The sequence below is a fragment of the Bacteroidales bacterium genome, assembly GCA_035299085.1.
Taxonomy (GTDB): domain Bacteria; phylum Bacteroidota; class Bacteroidia; order Bacteroidales; family UBA10428; genus UBA5072.
Window position 1 is genome coordinate 91572 of the sequence record DATGXG010000014.1, and the last position, 25847, is coordinate 117418.

25 protein-coding genes are annotated in these 25847 nt (G+C 38.5%); 1 reads left to right on the forward strand and 24 read right to left on the reverse strand.

All coding sequences use genetic code 11. The annotated features are described in order from the left end of the window. Window positions 1-50: 50 nt before the first annotated feature. The 5 genes from VK179_03985 to VK179_04005 all read right to left on the reverse strand — a co-directional run bounded on the left by VK179_03985 (window position 51) and on the right by VK179_04005 (window position 5297). The gene (locus tag VK179_03985; protein ID HLO57875.1) at window positions 51-977 is read right to left on the reverse strand and encodes an NAD-dependent epimerase/dehydratase family protein; all 927 of its coding nucleotides are present in this window, start codon (window positions 975-977) and stop codon (window positions 51-53) included. Next, window positions 974-1249 (reverse strand): helix-hairpin-helix domain-containing protein, encoded by a 276-nt coding sequence (locus tag VK179_03990; GenBank protein ID HLO57876.1) that lies wholly within the window; start codon window positions 1247-1249, stop codon window positions 974-976. The genes VK179_03985 and VK179_03990 overlap by 4 nt, the downstream gene beginning before the upstream one ends. A 35-nt stretch (window positions 1250-1284) precedes the next feature. Further along, window positions 1285-3609 carry a PAS domain S-box protein gene (locus VK179_03995; protein ID HLO57877.1) on the reverse strand — a complete coding sequence of 775 codons (2325 nt, stop codon included), beginning with the start codon at window positions 3607-3609 and terminating at the stop codon, window positions 1285-1287. 176 nt (window positions 3610-3785) lie between these two features. Next, complete coding sequence (locus VK179_04000; protein HLO57878.1) at window positions 3786-4268, reverse strand: GyrI-like domain-containing protein; 483 nt, start codon at window positions 4266-4268, stop codon at window positions 3786-3788. A gap of 345 nt (window positions 4269-4613) precedes the next feature. Beyond that, window positions 4614-5297, reverse strand: a complete 684-nt coding sequence (locus VK179_04005; GenBank protein HLO57879.1) for a hypothetical protein — start codon at window positions 5295-5297, stop codon at window positions 4614-4616. 152 nt (window positions 5298-5449) lie between these two features. Between VK179_04005 and VK179_04010 the strand changes: the two genes are divergently transcribed. Next, window positions 5450-6082 carry an AcvB/VirJ family lysyl-phosphatidylglycerol hydrolase gene (locus VK179_04010; protein ID HLO57880.1) on the forward strand — a complete coding sequence of 211 codons (633 nt, stop codon included), beginning with the start codon at window positions 5450-5452 and terminating at the stop codon, window positions 6080-6082. Between the two features lie 206 nt (window positions 6083-6288). On the opposite strand, the gene VK179_04015 is transcribed toward VK179_04010, so the two are convergent. The 19 genes from VK179_04015 to VK179_04105 all read right to left on the reverse strand — a co-directional run bounded on the left by VK179_04015 (window position 6289) and on the right by VK179_04105 (window position 25844). Beyond that, entirely contained in the window at window positions 6289-6684 is a 396-nt protein-coding gene (locus VK179_04015; GenBank protein ID HLO57881.1) for a zf-TFIIB domain-containing protein, read from the reverse strand. 18 nt (window positions 6685-6702) lie between these two features. Beyond that, window positions 6703-7134, reverse strand: coding sequence for a hypothetical protein (locus VK179_04020; protein ID HLO57882.1), 432 nt, complete (start codon window positions 7132-7134; stop codon window positions 6703-6705). Window positions 7135-7192: 58 nt separating this feature from the next. Further along, complete coding sequence (locus VK179_04025; protein ID HLO57883.1) at window positions 7193-9202, reverse strand: FAD-dependent oxidoreductase; 2010 nt, start codon at window positions 9200-9202, stop codon at window positions 7193-7195. 106 nt (window positions 9203-9308) lie between these two features. Further along, window positions 9309-9986, reverse strand: coding sequence for a hypothetical protein (locus tag VK179_04030; GenBank protein ID HLO57884.1), 678 nt, complete (start codon window positions 9984-9986; stop codon window positions 9309-9311). A gap of 160 nt (window positions 9987-10146) precedes the next feature. Next, a complete protein-coding gene (locus VK179_04035; GenBank protein HLO57885.1) occupies window positions 10147-10575 on the reverse strand; it encodes a hypothetical protein in 429 nt (142 codons plus the stop codon). A gap of 71 nt (window positions 10576-10646) precedes the next feature. Then, window positions 10647-11198: a YdeI/OmpD-associated family protein gene (locus VK179_04040; GenBank protein ID HLO57886.1), complete on the reverse strand. Its 552-nt coding sequence runs from the start codon at window positions 11196-11198 to the stop codon at window positions 10647-10649. Between the two features lie 193 nt (window positions 11199-11391). After that, window positions 11392-11817, reverse strand: coding sequence for a GNAT family N-acetyltransferase (locus VK179_04045; protein HLO57887.1), 426 nt, complete (start codon window positions 11815-11817; stop codon window positions 11392-11394). Between the two features lie 12 nt (window positions 11818-11829). After that, window positions 11830-12285, reverse strand: coding sequence for an SAM-dependent methyltransferase (locus VK179_04050; GenBank protein ID HLO57888.1), 456 nt, complete (start codon window positions 12283-12285; stop codon window positions 11830-11832). 110 nt (window positions 12286-12395) lie between these two features. Continuing rightward, on the reverse strand, window positions 12396-12779 hold the full coding sequence (locus VK179_04055; protein ID HLO57889.1) for a hypothetical protein: 384 nt from the start codon (window positions 12777-12779) through the stop codon (window positions 12396-12398). A 31-nt stretch (window positions 12780-12810) separates the two neighbouring features. After that, the gene (locus tag VK179_04060) at window positions 12811-14466 is read right to left on the reverse strand and encodes a T9SS type A sorting domain-containing protein (GenBank protein ID HLO57890.1); all 1656 of its coding nucleotides are present in this window, start codon (window positions 14464-14466) and stop codon (window positions 12811-12813) included. Beyond that, a complete protein-coding gene (locus VK179_04065) occupies window positions 14463-14771 on the reverse strand; it encodes a choice-of-anchor tandem repeat GloVer-containing protein (GenBank protein HLO57891.1) in 309 nt (102 codons plus the stop codon). The genes VK179_04060 and VK179_04065 overlap by 4 nt, the downstream gene beginning before the upstream one ends. 240 nt (window positions 14772-15011) lie before the next feature. Then, entirely contained in the window at window positions 15012-15446 is a 435-nt protein-coding gene (locus VK179_04070; GenBank protein ID HLO57892.1) for a VOC family protein, read from the reverse strand. A 165-nt stretch (window positions 15447-15611) separates the two neighbouring features. Continuing rightward, a complete protein-coding gene (locus tag VK179_04075) occupies window positions 15612-16781 on the reverse strand; it encodes a 6-bladed beta-propeller (protein HLO57893.1) in 1170 nt (389 codons plus the stop codon). 108 nt (window positions 16782-16889) lie between these two features. Then, window positions 16890-18128 carry a hypothetical protein gene (locus tag VK179_04080; protein ID HLO57894.1) on the reverse strand — a complete coding sequence of 413 codons (1239 nt, stop codon included), beginning with the start codon at window positions 18126-18128 and terminating at the stop codon, window positions 16890-16892. Window positions 18129-18461: 333 nt separating this feature from the next. Next, on the reverse strand, window positions 18462-18827 hold the full coding sequence (locus tag VK179_04085; protein HLO57895.1) for a hypothetical protein: 366 nt from the start codon (window positions 18825-18827) through the stop codon (window positions 18462-18464). 163 nt (window positions 18828-18990) lie between these two features. After that, window positions 18991-20028: an acyltransferase gene (locus tag VK179_04090; GenBank protein HLO57896.1), complete on the reverse strand. Its 1038-nt coding sequence runs from the start codon at window positions 20026-20028 to the stop codon at window positions 18991-18993. Window positions 20029-20263: 235 nt separating this feature from the next. Then, window positions 20264-22255, reverse strand: coding sequence for an SBBP repeat-containing protein (locus VK179_04095; protein ID HLO57897.1), 1992 nt, complete (start codon window positions 22253-22255; stop codon window positions 20264-20266). Between the two features lie 195 nt (window positions 22256-22450). Then, entirely contained in the window at window positions 22451-23389 is a 939-nt protein-coding gene (locus tag VK179_04100) for a T9SS type A sorting domain-containing protein (GenBank protein ID HLO57898.1), read from the reverse strand. 949 nt (window positions 23390-24338) lie between these two features. Beyond that, window positions 24339-25844 carry a T9SS type A sorting domain-containing protein gene (locus tag VK179_04105; protein HLO57899.1) on the reverse strand — a complete coding sequence of 502 codons (1506 nt, stop codon included), beginning with the start codon at window positions 25842-25844 and terminating at the stop codon, window positions 24339-24341. Between the last annotated feature and the right edge of the window lie 3 nt (window positions 25845-25847).

Sequence of the window (25847 nt, forward strand, 5' to 3'; positions counted from 1 at the left end):
ATCATTGGGTGATCCTTAAAAAGGTGTTCTTACTATTAATGACGTACTTTTTATTTCCTCAAAAATTCAATCGTTTCCCTTATACCATCTGCATAGGATTTCGGAGTGAAGGCATACCGGGTATTGAACTTGGTGGAGTCAAAATAGTAGGGATATTGATTTTGGTAAAGCATTTCGTTGATTTCAGCTATTGTACGGTCAAAAATACTGCCTATCCTTACCATTGTTTTGGATAACACCATATGTTTTGGGGCTACACCGAGTTCTTTTGCCGTCATTTCAATGAATGTTTTGCCATCAGGTGCTGGGTTACTGGTAGGCATATGCCACACCTGGTTAAATGAAATCGGATCATTTGCCAGCAGATACAGGGCATCGGCACAATCGGCAGTGTAGGTGTAGGAGTGAGGTACATGATCATTCACAAGCCATTGGGCTTTCTTGCCGTTCATCAGGTTGTTAAACACCATAATCCAGGGAACACTCGATTTAGTTGACCATGGTCCGTACAAATCAGCAGCCCGTGCGATGATGGCTGTAATATTCTTCTTAACAATTTCTTCTTCGAGCATCCTGGCTATTTTAGCCCTCACTTCGCCTTTCTTACTGCATGGATTTATTGGTGTGGTTTCGGTCATTTTACCTTCCACTTTACCATACATGTACACATTGTCAAAAAAGATCAGCCTGGATCCTGCTTTTTTACAGGCATCAATGACGTTCCGCATGATTTTGGGCCATTCCTCGCGCCATACGCGGATATCATATTTAAGTCCGGCACAAAGGTATGTTACATCCGAATGAGCCACGCTCTCAGCCGTTTCGTCATAATTGGTGATATCTGCTTTTACAGTTTCAGCACCACTGATTGAAAAACCGCTGCGGGACACCAACCGAAGGTTTTCGCCCTTTTCAATCAGTTTAAAGGCCAGGGCATTTCCAATGGATCCACCGGCACCGAGAATTGTGTGTTTCATATTTTCCAGTTCCACCATTTAAGTTTTTCTTTATCCTGAAGATCCGCCGGGGTTTCCGCAAAGTAGACAGCACAGCGGAAAACATAAAGCAGGCAGCGGTCCTGTGTCATACCAGCCAGTTGATTCGATTGATCATATAACACTTCCGGATCCCTGCCTTTTAAATCAGAGACATTCCGGATTCCGATATCCCATAAATCGTTTGCGATGGATTTGCCCACTCCGGGTATAACCCTCAGGGCTTTTAAGGCCTGTGATTTGTCTGCCGGCATTTTTAGCCTAAAGTTAGGCCATTTTAACCTATTTTTTAACCTGATACAGGTATTTCAGGTAAGGTGAATGTAAAAGTTGAGCCTGTATTAATTTTGCTTTCTATGATGAACTTTCCCTTATTCTGAGTAATGAAGTTCCTGCAGAGTTTCAAACCCAGTCCTGATCCTTTTTCATTGGCAGTGCCTGACGTACTGTAAAATACATTTTCTGACAGGATTTTTGAAATGTTTTCATCTGAAATTCCGGTTCCGGTATCACTTATTTTGACTTCAACAGTATGATTGGTTTTTTCAAGCTCAATGCGAATTGACCCGTTTCTACCGGTGAATTTGAGTGCATTTGAAAGCAGGTTGCGGATCACCAGTTTAACCATATCCTCATCGGCAAAGGCGCTGTATGAATCAGTGAATTCGGATACAAGGGAAATTCCTTTCTGCCCTGCACGGAATTTTATACTCGTCAGATTTTCATCAATTATGGTGTTCAGGTTGATGGATTTCGGCTTGAACTGAATGCGTTCACTGTTAAACCGGGCCCAGTTCAGCAGGTTTTCAAGTAACTGAAAAGTATTCTCTGTAAGTTCTTTTTGTGAATGCAGAAAATTATAAAGGGTCTCATCATCCATTCCTCCCTTTTCAGTTACCATTTCTGAAATTTGCATCATGGTTCCGATAGGACCCCGCAGATCATGGGCTATAATCGAAAAAAGCTTATCCTTTGTCACATTCAGATTCCGCAGTTCCTCTTCAATCGCCTTCTGATTGCTTATATCTATGTGAGTGCCTATTGCCCGTTTCGGTTTTCCGTTTTCATCGAATTCAATTACCTTTCCTTTATCGATCACCCATTTCCAATCACCAGTTTTGGTAAGTAAACGATGGGTCGACTGGTAAAATTCAGTTTTGCCGTGTAAATGCCGGTTAAGGGTTTTAAGCACAGAAGGCAGATCATCGGGATGCAAAAGTTCTTTCCATGATTTTACACTTGGTTCTATTTCATAATGAGAATAGCCCAGCATGTTGCACCAGATCTCGCTATAATAGACATCACCGGTCTGTATATTCCAATCCCACAAACCGGCCTCGGTGTTTTCAAGTGCCAGCTTCTGACGAATCTCACTTTCAGTCAATTGTTTCTGGAAGGTCTGTCTTTCAAATGAGTTGGAGATAATACCCGCAATAGTTCTGAGTAATTCCACTTCTTCCTCTTCCCATTCCTTATCGTGTTCACATTCATCGAATCCGATAAAGCCAAAAAAGCGGTTCTGCACAAAAAGAGGAAAGACAAGAATTGATTTTATACCCTGTGGTTCAAGAGCAGCAACCAAATCGGCAGGCAGTTCTTTAATATGAGTGGAGAATACCTTGCCGTTTTCATTCAGAATTTTCTTCCATGAAGGGACAAGTTCATAGGGCATCTGAAATCCCTCGATTTGCCCTTTCAAACCGGGTTTGCACCATTCAAACGTATTGCAGGTCTGAAGTCCGTCCGGTAGGTCCTGAAAAATATACACTCGACTGACGCCAGTATGTTCCCCCAAAAGCTGCAATGTATTCCTGATTTTTTCACAGAAACGATCAAGTGAAAGAAAATTCTGGGAAATGTCGGCCAGGAGCCTTTGCTGCTCGAGATTCCTTTTAAGTTTTCTTTCTGATAAAACAAGGGATGAAATATCAATGGCCGATGTCAGAAGGTATTGATAGGTCTGAATCTGGATACGGGTGATTGAAAAGAGGCAATGTAAAGGCCGGCCGTCCTTTGTCCGGACAATGACGTGCTCATTTTCAATTACTGAGTTTTGCCTTGATTTTTCAGCAAGCTTTTCCCTCTGTTTGTAATCATAAAAAAGATTCAGTTCCTTTGAATTCCGCCCAATAATTTCTGATTTTTCAAAGCCCAGTACATTCAGGAAAACCTTGTTAACGTTAACAAAGATTCCGGATTCAATTTCTGAAACGGCCATGAGAGCCTGGCTGTTATCAAACACGCTGAAGAACTTTTCTTCAGAAAGGGCAATATCCGACATATTTCGGCTTATGCCTATCAGCACCTGTTCATCATTCCAGTGACCATGATATATTTTGGTTTCTACAGGAATATGCTTACCTGATTTGGATAACAACGGAAGAGGGCACTTTTCTGCAAGTCCTGCCAGCATCTGACCTACAATTTCAGCGGCCTTTTCCCTGTATTCGGACGGATGAACAAGTAAAACGCTTTTCCCTTTGAGATCAATGTTATCATAACCCAGGAATATGTTGACGGCTTTGTTGACTTCCAGGATATTACCCTTCAGGTCAAGGATAAATAGAAAGTCGTGTATGGCATTGAAAAGGTTTTTAAAATTTTCTGAATCCATGCTCCGCAATCTTTTGAATATAAGTATATACAACTTCACTTCTTTCTGAATTCCCAGAAGAAATCCTTTGTCAGAGATGGGTAAAAATGGTGCTAAAACTCAGATCAACAGGTTGTACGGAAATGATCCCGATTTATTTACAGTTTAGGTCAATTAATTTTAACTATTAGTCAACTTTAAACCTTCTTCACAATTGGAATCCAGATATCTTCCTCAGATGCCGGATCATTATTTTTATATTTATCGCCAAGTACCTCAAAATGCGGACGGTTATCCAACACATACCCTGAAGCAGGAAGCCATGTCGTATAAATATATGAAAAAATGCTGCTGTCACTGCTCAGTCCTTTGTAATGAAAAACGGCATAAAGTCCTCCGTGCAATTCGAAGAATTCAAAACCAGCGGGTAACGGCCCTTTTTCTGTAACCTCGACAAGTGCAAGCTTGTCAAAATTCCTGGCCGGATTAAAATGGACAAAATACAGTGGGTCGTATATTTGAAGTGAATATAGAAGCGATGAAGCCCTGTTAGTAATCCCGGATATATGGGGCATAAATCCGGCCCATAACTCACCGGTGCGGTTATTCGCAAAACTCATCGTAAGGCGTTTCCCGGCCATGAGTTTGGGTAAGATTGTTTTTATAATGGGCTCAATCATAAAATTAATGTTTCAGCAATCCAACATCAGCATCCAGCATCAACTTCTTAAATCAGAAATCGGTGTTCGGTGTTCGGTGTTTTTGTAAGTCTGTTAGTCTGTAGTCTGTTAGTCTGTTAGTAAAACTTCTTAATTCTTAAATTGGTGTTCGGTGTTCGGTGTTATTTCTGGGACCTTAGGGACTCTAGGGACTCTAGGGACTCCAAGGTCCTCCAGCCTGCCTGCCGGCAGGCAGATATCCAACATCCAGTATCCAGTATCCAACATCCAGTATCTGCTTCGGCAAGCTCAGTCATGCCAGTATCCAGCATCCAGTATCCAGTATCCAGCATCCAGTATCCAGTATCAGTATTTAAAATACGTGTAATTCTTCACATCCCTTCCACAGAAAATGGTATCGGTAATTCGCTTTATTTCTCCCTGGCGGAATAGTTCCCAATGAACAAGTGTTTGTTTTTCGGCATATACTTTAGTTTTAATGGCCGATTCAATATTTCCACCGATCCATCGGAGTTCTACTTCGTTCGAATTGCCATGGTGACCATAATTGTTTATTCTGTAGGGATACAGTTTTCGTCCGTCAATTCCATCGGATTCCCAGGTTACATACAGCGTGTCGTTATAAGTTGTCCGGCTTCTCCTTTCAATAGCAATGGTGAAATCGGTAAGTTTTGTCAGGGAAAATGTAAGAAATTTTCCATATCTCTTAAGATCGGTCAATCCCAGGGTATTGCCCGAAAAACCATAAACTGTATCACCGACAACACTGAAATTATACAGGTAAATATCTTTGTGCCTGTTCAGCAAGTGTTTGAAGTGCCCGGTGCTATCGGTCAGAAATTCGTCAGTGCTCACCGCAATCAGCCTGTTTTTGCCCTGTACAAGTTCCTGCACCACAACCTTGCGGTTGGGTACATTTTCATGCGTCTTTTCATCCACCACATTTCCTTCAAGCTCAAATTTTCCGGGATTGATGCAACTGCAAAACACAAGGCTTATGAATATAAGCTGCCATGTATTCCGATTCATAGGCCTGATTCAGATTTGAGTGTTAAAAACAACGTAAGTTAAAATTTATTTTGGACAACCCTGGCGGAACCAGCTTGTTTCTTTATTAAAACTAAATTTAACGTGTTTTTAAATCAAAATGTATGAGGGAATTGCCTGTAATAATTTCTATATTGATCTCCTTGCAAGGATTTACTCAAACCACATTGCCTCTTGTTGAATCTCCTGTTACAGCCAAACACAATACAATGGTCATTTTTTTCAGTGGTGACGGGGGATGGAGGGAACTTGACCAGGCAGTGACAGCTTACCTGAACTCAAAAAATATCCCTGTTGTCGGGGTGAACACGAAAAAGTATTTGTGGGAAGAAAAAAAGCCGGCTGAAATCGCTGACGATATTCAAACGCTGATTAAAAAATACGGAACCCTTTGGAAAGCTTCAAATGTCGTTCTCTTGGGCTATTCAATGGGCGCTGAAATTCTACCCCATTCAGTAAATGAACTGGAACCGGCTTATGCAGAAAAGATAAAAGATATGATTTTAATTGCCCCTGCACAGAATGCATGCTATGAAATAAAGCTGATATTTTATGCCTATGATACAAATGAAGGAGAGCCCATCATCGATCAGCTTAAAAAACTAAAAATTAAAAATGCATACTGCATTTGTGATGATCATAAAATATCCCTGTGCAAATCGGGACTTGACGGAGTAATCGACCATACCGAGCTTACCGGCGGTCATCATTTTGACGGGGATTATGATGTACTGTGCGGTGTGATAGGGAAGAGGCTGAATTTGTGAAGAAAGGTTAATAGGCTAATAGGCTATTAGGCTATTAGGCTATTAGACTGTTAGTCTGTTAGTATTTCATAGATTTCAAACAACCTTGAAACAACCTTGAAACAACCTTGAAACAACTTTGAAACAACTTTGAAACAACCTTGAAACAACTTTGAAACAACTTTGAAACAACCTTGAAACTTCTTTACTCCTGAACTCCTGAACTTCTAAACCTCTTCAGAGACCAGCCACTTAAAAAACTTTCCGATCACAAAAACCCAGTTCTCTTCGCGGATGGCTTCAATTTCGCCCGTATCAAGCCAGATTCCTTTGCACTGTGTGCATAAGTCAATAATAACATGGTTATCCCTCCAGTGTTGAAGCTTCTGCAACGGCTCTGTATTACTGCATGAAGGACATATTACAGGTTGCAACTGCACTTTTTGAGAGGGAATTTTCCGGATCTCATAAAAAGTAGGTTCGATCGTTTTTTCAAGTCTTTCCATTTCACCCTTGTCGAGCCAAATACCTCCGCACGACTCACAGTAATCGATATTCAGAAAGTACTTGAAGTCGAGGATAGTTTTATTTTTCAGTTCAACGGTACATCGCGGGCAGTTCATGGTTGCTAATAAATCGGGTTAAACCAGCTTTTTATAATCTGCATCATTGAATTCGCTTTCATCAAATGTAAGGTGCAGAAAACTATTACAGGCAGCCAATGTAGTAAATACTCCGATAATGTGTCTGAAATAGGGATCTTTTTTAATAAGCATTGACATGGTAGTCTGTTTTGGCTTATCCGTAAGAATAGCCCATCGGAATCCCGTTTTTTGATCTGATAACTGCAACATGGGTATCAGGGTCTGCAATTCATTCACGGAAAGTCCCGGATCTGCGTTCACAGCGTTTGTGAGGGCTTTATGGACGTGTATGAAATCCGGATCAGAAGATTCAGAAAAAAAAACATCCCGCAGGTCTTCTAAACGTACATGATTTTCAATTACATCAACCAGAAGATTGCGGTCCTGATAAATTTTATACCGGATACTGGCTTTTTGAAATTCTGACATGAAAATAATGGTTAACTAAAGTTAAGATTATTTTCGTAATAATCAAATGGTGAGTGTATTATCTGTTCCGCATCATTTGCATAATTCCGCCTCCGTTTTTAACACGTGAATAACCATTCTGATTCAGAAACTGCATAGCGTAGGAAGAACGGGCGCCCGATGCACAATAAACTATAATTTCCCGCGTGAGGTCGCCCACTTCAGAGAGCCGGTGGGGCAGGGTATCCAGGGGAATATTCACCGCTCCCGGGTAGGCGCCTGATCTGAATTCCTGGGGGGTGCGGACGTCAATTATAAGGGCTTCGTTTGATTCTACAGGGATATCGGTTTTTGATCCCTTGCTGATTTCTTCATCATTTTTTTTCTCTTTCGCCAAAGATTTTGAATCAACGGGTAAAAGATCAATTCTGACTTTATTAAAACCTGCTGCACGGGCGTATCGTTGTAGTGAAATGTGTCCGCCTGAAATATTATACACCTGATTAAAACCGGCCCCGTTTAGCATCCGTAAAGCCTGGTGTCCCTTCTTGCCTGATTCATCATAAACAATAAAAATACGGTCGGCCGGCAATTTATCCAGGTTTGATGAAAGCAGTTCAAGCGGAATATTGACCGCTCCCCCGATGTGCGATTTTTTAAAAGCAAAAACATCACGGACATCAATGAAGACGACATTTTTATCCGTAAGGAACGAATCAAGTTCCGATACGCTAATGGCCGGACTGAATCCCGATATCCTGTTTTCGGCCGCATAAGCCGCCATATTGAGGGCATCGTTTGCAGTACCGATCGGTGGAGCGTAGGCAAAATCCACATCAGCCAGGTCGCTCACAGTTAATTTCGAAGCAACGGCTGTCGCCAGGACATCCAGTCGCTTATCGGCACCTTTGTACCCTGCTGTCTGTCCGCCAAGTATAATACCTGTTTTCCTGTCATACACCAGCATAACCGTTACATTTTCAGCACCCGGGTAATAAGAGGTATGATGTTCCTTGTGAACAACAACTGCCTCAGCATCAAATCCTGACTTTAATGCCTGTTTAAGCGATAATCCTGTAATGCCTGCCACCGCTTCAAACACGCGTACAACCGATGTGCCCTGGGCTCCTTTGTACGTATGCTTGCCTCCCAGAACATTTTCAGCAGCAATTCTTCCCTGTCGGTTTGCGGGACCTGCAAGCGGGATTCTGACTTTGCGGTTATTGACACGGTGCTCAATTTCGATCATGTCACCGGCTGCGTAAATAAAAGGATCGCTGGTTTGCAGGAAAGAATTCACAAGCAGCCCTCCTGATTCACCGGTTTCGAGTCCTGATTCCTTTGCCAGTTGAAGAGTGGGCTTTACGCCGATCGACATCAACACCATGTCGGCCTGTATTTCAATGCCGTTGTCAAGATAAACCGATTTGCCTGTAATTTCCTTAACAGCTGATTGAGTATGGATTTCAACACCATATGATTGCAGCTCGGTTTCAAGGAAACCGGCAATCTCCGCATCCATGACACTCATTACATGAGGCATCATTTCGGCAATATGAACCCTGAGGTCTTTTTTTACAAGGGCTTCAGCCATTTCAAGTCCGATAAATCCACCACCTGCTATTACAGCTTTCTGCGGTTTTTTCTCTTCCATGAAACGATGGATTTTATCCATATCTTCGAGCGTCCACAGTGAAAAAACATGGTGCAGTGAGGCACCCGGGATTTCCGGAGTAACCGGCCTGCCGCCCTGGGCAAGGATGAGTTTGGTATATTCAAAAGTTTTCTGTTCCCCGGTGCGGGTATCTGTTGTTCTTACGGTTTTAGCTTTCCTGTCGATTGATGAAACCAGGGTGTGGGTATGAACTTCCACATCATATTGTTCTTTAAAACTTTCGGGACTCTGGAGGATCAGTTTGGAACGGTTTTTTATGTCACCGCCTATATAATAGGGCAATCCGCAGTTGGCAAATGAAATATCCGGTCCTGCTTCAAGCATGGTGATTTTTGCAGTTGATGAGATTCTGCGTGCTTTGGCTGCTGCAGTGGCTCCGGCAGCAACACCTCCTATGATAACTATCTTTTCCATAAAATTATTTTATGTTGCAAAGGTAGTGGCATGCTTTCATAAAAAAACGCAGTCGCCCCCGGCCCGGGACAACTGCGTTATTGAGATAGGACAAGTTTTTTATTGTTTAATACTTGAAATAGGTGTAATTATCCACGTTGCGATTACAGATAATGGTATCATTTATTTCATTGATTTGTCCCTCACGGAAAAGTCTCCAGCGAATGATAGTTTTTTTATCAGCATACACTTTGGTCTCAATGACCGATTCTATTTTCCCACCGATCCATCTGAATTCCATACTGTCACAATTGCCGGTTTCCGTGTAGTTTTTAATCTTATAGGGATATATGGTTTTCCCGTTAATTCCGTTGGATTCCCAGGTAAAATAAAGCGTATCGGTTAAATTGGTAATATCTTTTCGTTCTATTATAAATGTCAGGCCGGTAAGCTTGCGAACACCAAGAGTCACCTGATTCCTGTTCAGGTAAAAGTCACGGCAACTCAGCCTGTAGTTGGAAAATCCATACAGTGAATCACCCACAACGTAAAAATCATAGAAAACCCGTCCGTCCGGGTTAAGAGTATAGTTGAAGTGGCCTGCGTAATCGGTTCTCAACAGGTTTGTGCGGACAGGAACAAGTTTATGGTCTGTTTCAATCAAATCATGAACTATTATTTCCTGGTTCGGAACCGCCTCGCGGGTAAGTTCATCCACAACCCTGCCTTCGACATGATTATCCACAGGGTCAAAGCAACCGGCAGATAGCAGGAGTATGGATCCGGCTATGAAGATTGGTTTCAAGGTTGAAAATGGTTTCTGTTCAGATGTTACACAGAGAACCACTGAGGAGGCACAAAGAACCACTGAGAGAAGTTTCCCTCTCTGTGAAACTCTGTGATACCTCTGTGAAACCCTGTGAAAATAAGTTGTAATATTACACAACCCTCGATGCGAAGCAATTTTACACGATTTTGTAGTCAGAATCGCTGAATTCTGTTTCTTCGAAATTAATGTCCAGAAAATGGGTGCATGCTTCAAGCGTCGTAAAAACGCCGACTGTATTGGCAAAGGAAGGAGCTTCTTTAATAAGCATTGAAAAAGCGGTTTGAAACGGTTCATCAGTCAGTATGGCCCATCGCAGGTTTGAATCATGTTTTTCTGATTCCACAAGGGTGACATAATGCTGCATTTCTTCAAGTGTAACCAGAGGTTTGGCAAGAATTACATTGGACAGTATTTTAGTAACTGTATTAATTTTTTCATCTGATATTTCACTCAGAAAAAGTCTTTTGAGATCAGCAAGTGCAATTTCCTTTTCAAGGATATCAACAAGCAAATTCCGGTCCTCGTAAATCTTGTATCGTATGCTGGCATTTGAACTTTTTTTCATGTAAACGTATGGCTTTAAACTGAATTGCCCAATCACAGGCCAAATATACTGTTTTTCATTTCGGGCAACACTTAAAACAATCTCTTTTTATCGCTGCTTGCTTCAATCAGTTTTGATAACCGGTTCTGCCGGGTGGTTTCTGTTTTAGCGCTGAGGATCCAATGAATGACTGTCCGGCGGTAAGAGGGAGCCTGCAGGTTGAAGAAATCCCATGCCGCAGTTTCTTTCTTAAACTGCGATTCCATTTCCGGTGTCAGTTGTCCGGGCTTATTCTCAAAACTATAAATTCCTGATTTTTCAGGTTTTCTTTTATTGAATGCATCCAGTCCTTCGGGGGTCATCAGTCCTTTTTGTGTGAGTTCCTCAACTTTTTTTATATTGATAGAGCTCCATACGCTGTTCGGATTGCGTGGGGTAAACCGGATGCTGTAGGAAACATCATCAATGGATCGGCGTATGCCGTCAATCCATCCGAAACAAAGTGCCTGGTCCACCGATTCACTCCATGTCATGGAAGGTTTCCCGGTTTTTGTTTTGTAAAAACCCACAACCAGCTCCTTTTTGGTTTTATAATGGTTTTGGAGCCATTCCCTGAATTCGTCTCGATTTTTGAAAAAGATCATTTCTTGTTGTTTTGGTCTCTATCGTCTCTATAGTCCCTATGGTCCCTGAAAATTCAAACGGCGAATCTTTAATAAAGTACTACCTGTGCTGGCAGATTGCTTCACCCCGTAGGAACCGGGGTTCGCAATGACGGCTGTTTCAAACGGCGAAGCCTTCAAACAGCGAAGCTTTCAAACGGCGAAGCCATCCAAACTACCGATCCGGTCTGTTATGTCTGATTTCCATCCAGTTTTCTGGTTGCGCTATGGGTTTAAATCCCACTTTGGAATACACTCCATGAGCGTCTTTGGTTAATAAAACCCATTGATATACATCCTTTAATTCCGGGTGTTTAAGGATAAAACTGATCATTGCCTGTCCGATGCCTTTTTTACGGTATCGTGTATCAACCACCACATCCATGATATAGGCAAAACGAGTCTTGTCAGATATTACCCGTGAATACCCGATCTGCTCATTATTCGCATCAAATGCTCCCACAATCAACGCCGAATTCTGTGCTCCCTGCATGACCTCCGCTTTGCCGATTCCCGGGCTCCACCAAACATCCTTCAGCATCAGGGTCACCTTTTCAAAATCCATTTCGTTGTAGCTGTATTTCAAAGTAAATTCTGTCATTGTTTAAATTTTTCACCAGTAATTTTTCATTATATCACTTGACCAGTTGGGTTGTTTTACATCTCCTTTCGGAAGATATTCGTTAAATACCGGTTTAATGTCAATAACCGGGGTTCCGTCAATTGCATCAAGATTTTTAACAATTAACTTTCGACCATCGCGGTAAATCAAATTTACAATTGTGGTTCCGATATGATTTGGCCTGTCCTTTTTTCTCTGGGCGAAGATACCGACTTTAGGATAAGCTTTGTTTTCCCTTGGATGTTCACTCCCGACAAATGTTTTTGATGATTTATTAAAATAAAAGATTATCTCTAGATGGGAGAATTCTTCGATCCCATCCAGGCATTCATCAGGTAAGTCATCAGCCAGTAAAAAAGTGGATTCAACCGACGACCAGTTGTCATCAATCGGATCAGTCCTGTCATTTTTGACAAAACCTATGGGTTTAATAACAATTCTTCCCATAATCTGAATTCTCTACCAAAATGTCGCCCCTGATGAATGAATGAAAAATGAAGAATGAATGAAAAATGAACATTACTTCATTACTTCATTACTTCATTACTTCATTACTCCTATTTCTTTACTTTTTTGACATCCAGGGGCAACGATCCGCCGTTCTGCGACCAGGTTCCGGTAATGGTGGAATCGTTCACCACAGTTCCGTCATACTGCCCGTTGATATCCGGTGCTTTAATGATAATTTTCTGTCCTTCCACGATAACGGGTCCGGCCGGTATGCCCGATGCACCCTGGTCGGGACTATCCAGGGTAACTGTAAGACTGTCCGGCTGTACAAGAGTCAGGTTAAAAACAACCCGCAATTCCATTCCCTCCGGTGAGAGTTTGCCCATCCAGGATCCGGGTAGAATGGTATTTTTAACCTTGTCCTGGGCATTCAGGGCACCAGATGTCGATAGGGCAACAATAGCAAGTAAGCAAAATATTGATTTTTTCATTTTATAGGGTATTGATTACCAGTAAATATAATTATTCTCTCACAATCTTTTCTGAAATGATTTCTATCCCTTTTTGAATATGCAGGATATAAAGGCCACTTTTAAGGCCGGAAATATTTACGGGTTCATTTTCCTGTAATCGAACTTTTTCATAGGCTATTTTCCCAAACATATCCGTTATCCATAGCCTGTCTATCTCACCCGATCTAAAATCCAAAAACTTTAAACTGATACTGTTTTTGAAGGGATTGGGATAAATAAGCACCTCCTGCTCATGTTTCTCAATGCTAACAGGGGCAGCAGGTTCATCCGAAAGATTCAGAACAAATATATCACTTGCCCCGTCGCATTCTAAATGAACATTATCAAACCAGCTATTTGAACTGTACATTCCTGTTATGTAAAGATTGTTTTCATAACATGTCAATCCAAAACCGATATCATTCATAGGACTATCGCCACCGTATGATTTGAACCATTCGAAATTCCCATCGGGGTCCATTTTGAATACAAAAATATCATGATAAAAGGGAACAGTGCTGTAATAAAAGGTAGAGCCCCACTTAATTACTCCCCTGAAATTGCCTGTAATATAAATATCATTTTCATTGTTGATTGAAAGATCAAAGCAATCGGAATACAAACTGCAGGTTGTGCTTTTCAACCATATCAAACTACCATCACTGTTAAATTTTGCAATAAAAACATCATCGGGTCCATTGTAATTTCCCCCGTTGGTGACAGAATCGTTGTTAAAACTTACTGCTTTTCTGTACCAACCGCACATTATAACATCGCCTTCACTGTCGACAGCAATAGCTTTACCATCACTTAAACCAATTCCTCCGCCACCGACAGCCCACAAAAACTCTCCCGTTGTCGCGTCGATTTTTGAAATGAAAGCCTGCAGATTTCCTGAAGATGTCAATAAATGACTGTCAAAATAAACAGAATCCCACATGAAACCTGTGAGATACAAATTTTCCGAATCATAACAGGCGATGTCATTCCCATAGTTATTGGCATTGCCTTTTGCCGATTTTGCCCAGATAACCTCGCCGTCAGTATTCAATTTTACGATGAAAAGATCTGAGCGCGCAGAGGGCCCTTCAAGCAAAAACCTGCCAAATTTTAAATCTTCCAGGTAGTAACCGGTTATATAGATATTACCTGCGGAATCAGATGCAATGGCGTTTGTCGCGTTTTGACCTTCTCCGGTAAAGGCCTGAGACCATAAGATCTGACCACTGGTGTCGAGTTTCACCAGGAATATATCATAGTTCCCCGGATTACTCGTGAAAACAGAGTCTTCGATTTTAAGGGTATCACGGAAATTACCTGTAAGAAAGAGATTTTGTGATTTGTCGGTACAAATGCCTCCGCTCCAATCTCCTTGTTTACCTCCGAAGTTTTTAATCCATTGTACTTTTCCTGACGGGTTTAATTTTACCAGGAAAATTTCTTTATCACCATTTGATTTTATTTTTAGGCCATCAATTTGGAATGAATCGGCAAACTCACCGGACACATAGATATTTCCCCCGGAATCTGTAATTATATGACGGCCTGATTCAACACCGTAGTATTCCCCGGTACTTCCAAAATGAGAGATCCATTGGATATTTTCCTGGCCGGATAGTTCAGTCAGCATAAGTCCCAGCCATACTGTAAGTAACAGGGATTTCATTGTTCTCTTCTGCTAAAGCATATCAATGAACCCATAGGCCTTGACCCGTTTTCTGTCCCATTAAAATCCAGCTTTTTGATATAGACATTCGTTGAGGGATCCCATTCAAAGAGAATACCAAGGTTGTACAGTCCTCCTTCACGGGTCATTCCATAAAACTTGCCGTTATTGGCGAGACAAAGATCAGAACACGGACGTTTTCCCTCATTCTGAATTTCAAAATTTTTGATTATTTTAAGTTTTCCGCTATCCCTGTTAAGATTGAAAACACAACCACTGTTATATTTTCCACCTTCAGAAGTCATCCCATAGAATTCAGGAGATTGTCCAATTTAAGGTAAGTGGCATGCAATGAATAAGCAAACCAAAAGGAGGGCTATCCGTTTCGTTTTCATGGGTGTCAGGGTGTTGTTTGCAACAAGATAGTGAATCAAACAACCCGGTGATAAAGAAATTGATAAGGGGCTATCAATCTGTGACAGGAAAGCGACAGAAATAGATAACCCCTGGCTTAGGGGAATTGGGAAGAGCTCCTATATGCTTGATTATCCTTTGTTTTTGGAATCAAATTCCACCATCCACTCAATACCGAATTTATCCCTGAACATTCCGAAATAGGTACCCCAGGGACTTTGCTCCATGGGCATTTCCGCCTGTACACCCTTTGAAAGTCCGTTAAATATTTTATCAGCTTCTTCCTTGCTTTCGGTCCCTATAAAAATCTTGCTCCGGGTTTCATTTTCATTATGCTTTCCCAGTTGCTCCGGAGTGTCGCTTCCCATTAACACATTGTGTTTGCCAATGGGCAAAGCGATATGCATAATTTTTTCCGCTTCCTTTGGATTGTTGGGGGCGCCTTCAAAATTCATATCCTTGAAGCGAACGAGTGAAGTAAATTCACCACCAAAGACAGATTTGTAATGTGTAAATGCTTCTTCCGCATTTCCGTTAAAATGAATGTAGGGATTAATCGATGCCATGTTTTTTATTTTTTCAGTGGTTGATTGGAAGGGATAACGTTTCAGGGTAATAATGGTTGACTGGTTTGAATTATTTTGTCTGCCGTATTACACATTCGGCACCATCCGTTGACCACAAAAGCGCATGTCAAGTTTGAATACATTTAGCTTTGTTTTCTGCCTGTTTTACTTTAGATAACCAATAATGATTATGGGATTTGAATTTTCATTTATAATAGATGCGATTTGTTTAATTTGGTCATTGTTGATATGATCAGCAGCCAATGCCTGATTTTTAAAATCATAGGCATATGTAAAATCAATCAGAACCCTGTCATCATGATAATATCCAAGCTTTGGCCAAAAAGGCAGACCACCCAAATCATTGGTGAATTTACCGTGATCTAATTTAAAAGTATTCCCTTTCTTTTTGTCATATACAAAATTTATAGTTGAATCGGAATACATTCCCTGAATCAATCCAATTAAAATTAAATCCTTTGTTTCACCTAATTCTTTGATTCTGTATTTCTGATTGGCGTCTCCAAAATCTGTCTGTGGATTCCAAACCGGATCTGGTTCCATGGCCAGGTTCCCTATGTTAAAAATAGCATAAGGAACCAATTTATTGTTGATTAAGGAATAAAGTGTATCCACCCCATGCTCTTTAAATCGGATTGTATTTTCAAACTTATACAAGGGAGATTTAACGATAGCGAAATTGTTCGTTCTTTTATGGTAATTTTTAAATGTTTTAACGATCTCTCCATTCTTATCCATTATATAAAGACTTAGATCGCATGATGAAGGTTCTTTAGGGGTATTTGGTACGTTGCAGGCTAATTTTGCAGAATCGGTAGTAAAGAAATTAAAAGAAGGATATTTCATTCTGAAGGACCTGACATAATTTCCATTAAAGCTAAAAACATGAAATTTATCGATTAAATCCAGGGTATAGATTAATTTTTGCCTGTCATCAATACAAAAATGCAAAACATTTAAGTATTCACCCGGGCCTCGTCCCTGCCTGCCTATTTTGCTGATAAACTTACCTTTCCTGTCAAATTTATATATACACTCAAAATCGCTGATAAACATGAACGAATCGGAAAGCATTATTTTGTCGACCTTTTTTAGAAGACAATCGGGTGAAGTTTCCAACCTGATGTATTCCACACGCTCAACCAGATCGCTCATGTTGTATGAAGATACATGTTCCATAGCGCTACCGATATCAACCAGGTAAGGAGTCGAATTCTTTATCCCGTTATCCGGTGTGGTAGAATTCTTTTTACAGGAATTTAAAAAGTAGATAATAAAAATGGCAGTTAAAATCATGTAAATTTCTGTATACATGATTCTCGGATTTGTTTTTGTTATCATTGTTATTTTTTTAGATGGGTTTTAACGCTGGTCTTCTATGCCATCCGGGACAAATAGTGGCAAAGCCCCTTGCAATAAGACTTAGAAACTATAAAATATATATAATCCTAAATCAAAAATATTATCGAAATAATCATTCGAAGGAATATAAACATCACCGGTCAGCCCGATTCCGATTGAGTTATTTATATTTATTATATAGTTACTGCCTAAACTAAGACTCAATCCGGCAATGACGGGCACCTCCGAAGTATACGTTTTTTTACTGTAAGATTCGTTGTCTTTAAAAATTTCCCGAGTTGAATGGATCTTGTTATTCAGGCATATTTTGGCTTTTAAACCCACTTCAGCGAATGGACGAATACGACCGTATGAAAAGTTATACAGGACTGATAATGGTACATTAATCGACGAAAGATTCATTTCAGTCCGGTTCTGTAAGGTATAATTTGAATTATCCGATTCAAAATCTTCACGACCTGTCAGGATCACCATATCTATATTACTGAGATCACATTGTTTCAGATAGATTTGTTGGTCGGCTCTTTCATAGATCAGGCTAAATTTCAAATCAATAATGTTTGATGGGAGTTTTCGCTGGATTGAAATACCAATAAAATTATTAAGAACTGACCGGGTGCTTTTATTCATTTTATGGTAACTAAAAAAGGGTTCATAGGCGATAGGATCATTACCGATTATTTGCTTACTCACCGAGGTTCCGATAAAGAGGCTAATAACATTTCTGTTTCTTGTTTTGAAATTTTTATCGGTAACAGGAGAATCTCCATTATACTTTGCCATAAATGTGATTATTTCATTATTGTCAAAGTTCAGACGTTCTATACCGGGATAGTAACTGGTATCGGATACACATTCTTTCAGCTGAATCTTATATGATTCATTATTCTGTATGTATCTTTTGCCGTTCAATTCAATTATCTTTTCTCCTCCAGAAAGCTTGGTGACTTGTCCCAAATTACTTTTGACGTATAAATTATCTTTATAAGAATACAGATTTGATTTACCTTTCGTTATGAGGTTGAAAAAGGTCATTTTACCATTATATTCCAGAGAATAAAAAGTCATATTATTACCAATACAGTATTGTTTTATTTGATCCGGTTTGAAGAATAAAACCTTCTTTGAATTCTGAGGGATAAAATTACAGCGATTTGAATTTCTTGTACCAATATATTCCTGGTTTCCTTTAATCGTATCACTGTTGCTTTTTATAATATAACCTTCGTACGAAGTTATTTGTGCAAATATTGAATTACATATAAGTAACACAAATGTAAAAGTCAGGGAGTATTTCATAAAAATTTGTTTGAAAATGTAAAGCTGTAAACCGGTGATTCTGGTTTCGGCAAGTGATTTAGCTTCATTAAAGTTGTAGATGAATTTTCAGCTAATTATTAATATAATTCTTTAATTCTGTAGTACCATCCATATTGATTCCACTATAAGAAGATCGTATAATTCCAATGTGTTTTTGAAATACATAAGCGTCATGCAGGCCGATAACATAACCCGGATTAATTGTTAATGTAATTTCTTGTGCAGTATCATTAGAAGTTTTATGTTGATTAAATCGGATTATGGCTTCGCCGTAATGAGCATTATTAACAGTATCTCACCAGCTGGTATCATTTAACTCTGTAAATAATAAGTCGATAACATAGTGTAAATAAAAACAGAATTACTATCAATGACCAACGATACTTTATTATATTGGGTGTTATAATAATTCTGGCCAAATTTTTTAGCAACAATATGTCTTATTAATTTTCCCGGGCCCGGAGTAATGGAATCCATTGTCGTATCGCAATAACTTTCATCAATACTGTCAATTACATCATCATATAGACAAAAGATCTTTTTATATATCCAGGTATCATTTGTATCCAACGGGAAATAGGAATTGCCATAAAGATCTGTTATGTAATCGTTTAAAATAATTGGGCTATTTTCCGGTTTTTCACAGGAGAATAAAACCGGAAGTAACCCTAATACCATAAATCTAAGTTTTTTCATAATGACCTTTGCTATGATCGGTTGTTTTTATGAATGGGTCTAAAATCCGGATCGTGATACTTATTTTTCCATTTAGTATCCCCGGCCCATGGATTGATAAATCGATTCGTGAGGTCAGAATTGTGTGACTCTTTGCTGTGCAAAGTTATTTCCTTTTATATATAATATCTCTTAAACCCAGAAATGGTTTTTCAATAGCATATGACATTGTTACACCTAATGATATGGAAACAATCAAAAACAGTATGAAATAATATTGCTGATTGCAATCCATCAATCTGACAATCTTTTCAGACATCAGATGCCACAAGTAAATAGAATATGAATGAATCCCAATGAAACAAATTATCATAAAAGGAATTTTGGTTATTGGCAAAAATATCTGATTACTGATCTTGAAGGCATTTAGACTGAATAAAACTAATAAACCAAAACCTAAATTGACTGTGGTGAGTCCTATGGTATTCATAAAATAGCTTCCTCCTGAAAAAAAGAAGACAGGACTAATCAAGATGGACGCAAACACAAAAAACCAATATTTGCATTTAGAAAATAATTTGTAGAAGTCGGTAAAGTAATATAAATACGAAGTTAATACTCCAATCAAAATCCCATCCATTCTCAAATGTGTCGCTGTGAATGAGAAAAAAAGCTTATCTCTGTTTTGATAGGATATATAGAATCTCATCAAAAACGAAAGGATAAGCATGCAAATCAAAAAATAACCAATGAACTTTTTGTTTTCAATGAGCTTTGTCCTTATACAAATCAAAATAAACAAAGCCAATCCAATATAGAAATGCTCCTCAATAGCCAAAGACCAAGTATGATGCCAAATACCTCTTCTATAACTTTGAAGATAAAATATCTCATTTAATACTTGACTCAAACTATAAAAGCCTTTAGTTTGGATATAGTTTAAAACGATAGTAATAAAAATAAAAAAGTAAAAGGGTGGATAAATCTTAAATCCTCTCCTTACTAAAAATCTAGTTATATCAACTTTCTGATAATCTAAATACTCCTTAAATACGAGACCTGCAACTAAAAATCCACTTAAAACAAAAAATAAATCAACACCGATCCAACCAATATCAGATATAATATTACCACTACTAGCATGTCGAAATATTACCAGTATAACAGCTATTCCTCTCAAAAAATCTAATCCTTTTATGCGCATTTAATTAATTTAAGTAACAGTAAATCCCGCACAACCGGGCATTGCATATGACCTGATGTTGTGAACAGCATTATTACTACCGCCGTATCGCAGTGGAGGAGGGGTTGGGTTAACCACTTATGGAGAGCAAACAATCCCGGCATAGGACCAGAGGGCTCATGTGACTCTGCTGAAAAAATTTGTACATGGATGGTATGGAGTCGTGCTCACCATACCAAGTGTCGGGTTATTGTTTCTACTGTTTTAGTATTTTCTTAGTAATATTTAATCCATCCCCAAAAATGTTTATTATGTATATTCCTTTTGAATAGCCACTAAAATCTAACTTGTCTGTTACAAGACCATTTTGAATATTTAGTTTCCTATTGATGATATTTGAACCATTTAGGTTATATACTCTTATATATAATACAGCATTAGAATTAATTCGCATTACTAAATTTATTGCACCATCAATTGTTGGATTCGGAAATAATAATAGGTCTTCTTTTTTCAGAAACTTCTCAATTGAACTTTGAACTATTGTTGTGTCAATCCATTTTACGCAGTCGCCTTCTTTAATATTTACACTAAATGTTCCTATAGTATCTACCAACATATAATTTTTATTTCCATTTTGTATAGAATCACCATTTAAGTACCATTGATATTTGAAATAATCTCCCTGATTAACTAATAATGTATCATTTGAGAGATTAAGAAAAGTATTTGGCAGTTTTGAAAAATGAATAATTACTTCTTTACTCCAGCTTTCAACTCCATTTATGGTTTGTGTAACATATAAGGTATCTGTTTCAACCAGTTCATTATTAAAGGTATTTCCTTCATAAAGCAATTCTTTCAGGAATTTATCACCATACCATCTAATATTCGTACCAATAGCTGATATTTCATCAAATTGTTCTCCTGAACATATAAAATTTAATCTTTCAACCTTAGGTCTGCTGGGTCGCAAATTGGTAGTTGAATTAGTTTTTAGTTTTGCTATACCAACAGATGAAGGCCAATCATCAATTCCATCTCCAATGAAGTTTATTATCTGAGAATACCCAACAATATATGCATTACCAAAATTATCAATACCAAGGCCATGACCATATTCACTAACTGAGGTTTGGTATAGCTTATTAAACTGCAAGTCTCCATTCCTGTCATATTTCTCTACATAAAAATCCATTTCTGTTCCACCATAGTTTCCGAAGGATTCACCAATCAGATAAATATTGTCGTCTGAATCTGTAATAATATCCCTGGGAGATCCTGTACCTCCATGATATGTATTTATAATTTTTGCCCATTCAATATTTCCATCAAAATCATACTGCGCTATTAACGGACTACCATCATTTCCTCCTGCAGTTTTCGTGATAACTATGCCATTTCCAAAATCCATTTCAGAAGTTGAAACGACAGTACTAATTAGAATACCATTTCTATTCAAAGTTATTTGTGGTATTGAATTAGTTTTTCCTATCGGTGTTTTTGCCCATTGAACAATACCAATAGATGAGATTTTTGTTACAAATGTTTGTTCTCCCCACTGCCAATTATTTTCAATTTTAATATCATCAATCATTAACGAATCACATTCGAAAGAGCCTGTTAAATATATTGTTCCCATGCAATCCACAGCAATATCATTGCCCTGACATCCATTTGAATTACAACCCATAAATCGTTTAGTCCAAATAGGTACCCCATAAAAATCGATCTTTGCAACAAAAGTGTTGCCTCCATTTTTACCTGTAATATAAACATTATCGAACTGGTCAATAGCAACATCATTTCCTTGTCCGTAATACTCTTTGTTGAAATCACAAAACCATAACTCGTTGCCTGTTGAATCATATTTTGAAACGAAAATTTTTCCATTTCTTCCACCTGTCAAATAAATGTTTTTATCATCATCTATACATACTCCAATACCATAATCATATGTACTACCTGTTTCAATATGTTTTAACCATTCAATATTGTGCGCAGAATCCATACGGCATAAAAATATGTCAGAATAATAATCGTCATCAGTGTATAATGAAAAAGTGTCTAATCTTAAGCCTAATTCGTAATAACCAGCGATAACAACATTACCTTCATGGTCAACAGCGATATCAGTGTCCTCACTATATTGAGGGTTTCCGGAGGCTTTTATTCCCCATACCCAATTTTGAGACCAGGCTTCTGTTGTAAATAAAATCAAAAATGCTATAAATAAAATGTTTTTCATATGTAGTAATGTTCTATTTAGTATCACGCAATCTCCGCTGTTATAAGCTGTTGCCATTTCAAGCGCTTTCAGCTTGTCCGCCCTGCACTGCCCCCGGCAATAGACGTCAGCAAAAGCATCATTGTCTTTTATTCCAATATTCCATGAGTCTGTCTGTCTTTTAAAATGGCATACTGTTGTTAGGAACCGTGTTTATTAAATTATGATTTTGAAGGGAAAACCATCTATTTGAAAAATGTAAATACCACTATTAAGGTTGTATAGTGGAATTTGATAATCAGTGTTTTCAGGAGTAAATTGTCCAACCAAATATCCACAAACATTATAAATTAGTACAGTCTTAATAATACTTTCGCTGCTAATATAAAGTATTTTTCCTCTTAATGGATTTGGATATAATCTGATCTTATTAAATTCATTGTCTTCCAATTTGTTTATCGGGCCTGAATAATTACAATCAAGTCCCAATTTATTGTAGTATTTGACTTCATCATTTTGTTTAAAACATAACAAATTATAATCTCCGTATGCATAATTCAATAATCCTTTATTAGACCCAATCCCTTCAATCCATTCAACAGTATCTTTTTCAGGATTATCTTCAATCCAATTAACACGAAAGTCCAAAAATTTAATTCGAAGTCTTTTAATACCCATATATACAACACTATCAATATCTATAACCTGTGAGCTGTATAAGGTATCTTTAATAATTTTATCACCCTCAGGCAAATGATATATTCTTTCATATGTTGAGTTGAAAACGGAATCTTTTTTAATTGTAAAATCATAAAGTAAAACTTCTGTTGAATCATCTAAATATGATAAAAGACTAAATATCTTTTTATGGTTTTCTTCCTCACGTAGGAATCCGGAAATATAGCTTTCAGAACTCGAATCATTATTCCGTTTAGTTGTTTCAATTACTTTGTTGTATACTTTACCATTGATTAAAGTATCACCTCCTATCCTGCAATTAAAATTTTGATAAAGTTTCCCTTCACAATTTGTACTTTTTTTGCATGTAGGCACCAATACTTCCAAATAGTTCCATGAATTATTTGTATCAATTATCTGACAATTTCCTTCAAAACTAAAGAGTAGTAAAAATAGTAAAGACCTGATTGTTTTCATGATGTTTAGGTTGTAGATGACTGCAAAAAGGGCTAACGCTCCCGACGGTATACGCTGTTGCCGTTTGGGAGTGCTTACTGGTCGGGTGAAGCCAACGCACAAACATTAGCACCCCGCACGGCCGGGCAATTGCGTATGACCAGCTGTTGTGAACAGTTTTATTATTATTTAATGAAAAATACAGCAGCAATTACCGCTAATACAAATGCACTTATTAAAACATATGAAATTATATGTCCGAAATTTAGCGTCCAACCTAATGATGGTAATCTTTTCGGTACTAAAATTCGTGGATCTTTACGATTAACATAAAACGTTCCCTTCCAATTGAAGGGATTATTACTCATTGAATAGAGTATCTCCTTTTCAAGTTTTAGACTCATTTCTGTTATTGATTTTATTGAACGTTTTTCTCTCTAAAAATTGTTCACAACTTATTTATAGAAGCACATTATATACTACTATACACCGAAATTGGATGCTTTGGAGCATATTTTGTAATTCTAATTTCTGGATATCATTTATGATTTTGTTCACTTCCGGGTGCGCACAGCGACCGTCAGTCCCATTGCTTACCTCTACCTCTTTTTCCTTATCGCCCCCACTGAATTGACTGGCAGTTTCTTATGTAGATTACGAAAGATAACAAAAATATAACCACAAAGACACGAAGACACTAAGAATTTTTTTAACACGAGGAACACGAGGAGCACGAAGCACGATGCTGGATACTGGATCCGGATTCAGAAACTGAATGTCGCTCGGGGTCCCTAAAGTCCCTAGAGTCCCTAAGGTCCCTAGAGTCCCTGAAATAACACAGAACAAGGAACACCGATTTATGATTTAAGAAGACTTGAAAACACCGAACACCGATAAGTTACAGTTTACGAATTAGGCATTGTTACCCGGTCGCTGAGCTTGCCGAAGCGTTGTGGTAATAAAAATGGAATTACAGTTTCACAATTTTTCCTGATATAATTTCGGCACCTCTTTGAATATGCAGGATATAAAAGCCACTTTTAAGGCCGTATAAACCTAATGTTTCATCATTTTGCATTTGTGTCTTTTCATAAACTATTTTTCCATACATATCAGTAATCCATAGTTTATCTATATCACCTGTAATATTAATCCTCAACTCACCATTGAATGGATTAGGATATACACTAAAAATAGATTGGTCAGATTCTCTGACTGCTGTAATTTCTGAGGATAAGTCAAAAATATAGGCAGCACCACTGTTAGATGCCAGATAATCGTCGGTAAGAGATCCGACAATAGCACTAGAGCCGTCCATAGAAACAGATGAACCGAAATGCTGAATCGGAGCTCCATCTGAAGCTAAAAGCATTTTAGTTTCTGTTGCATTAACCCAGCCCGATCCTGGTTTTTTAAAAAGATAAACACTACCCATACTGCCATGAAATTGCGATGTGATTATCAGTAAATCACCTGAGACTGCAACGTTCTCTCCAAAATTATCGTCAATAGCACCGTCTGAAGATTTCAGCTTTGCGGTTTCCGTCATATTTTTCCAACCGTTTGCCGGTTTGGTAAAAACATAGGCTGAGCCGGAATTATTTCCATTATCATCATCATATAATGCACCGACAACAATTGTATTGCCTGAAATTCCAACCGAAATACCAAAGAAATCTTCGGGCGCGCCATCTGAAGGTAATAATTTGGCAGTTTCTGTCATATTATGCCATCCATTAACCGGCTTCTTAAAAAGATACGCCGATCCGGAGTTACTGCCGCTATCATCATTTCGGGGTGCTCCAATCACAATATAATCATCAGAAACAGAAACCGAACCAAAACGATCGTCTATCGCCGCATCTGAAGCCGTTAATTTTGCTGTTTCAGTCATTGTACTCCAACCTTCTGCAGGTTTTACAAATACATAAGCTGCACCGGATCTTTCGCCTGAATCGTCATTCCCATTCGCTCCGATTACTATGCAATCCCCTGAAATGGCAATCTTATGTCCAAAAAAATCACCTGCTGCTGCATCTGATGCAGTTAGTTTGGCTGTTTCCGTCATATCTTTCCAGCCATCCGAAGGCTTTACAAAAACGTAGGCAGATCCTGATCTATCCCCGTTATCATCATCATCAGGAACACCAAAAACAATACAATCACCTGATATCGCCGAGAAATAACCAAAGTAATCATATTCACTTCCATCAGACGGAGTGAGCTTTGCGACCTGTTGCCATATACCCTCATTTTTATGGAAAACATAAGCAGAACCCGAAAGCTGTCCGTTGGTAATATCACCGGTTGCCCCGACTACCATATAATCACCTGAAATGCCTACCGATTCTCCAAAATAGGCTTCAGGTGCAGGATCGGATGCGAATATTTTCTGAGTTTCAAATAACTGTTGTGCCTGTATCCTGTAATACGGAGCCATCAACAGAAGCATACAAAGAATAGATTTATTTTTCATATG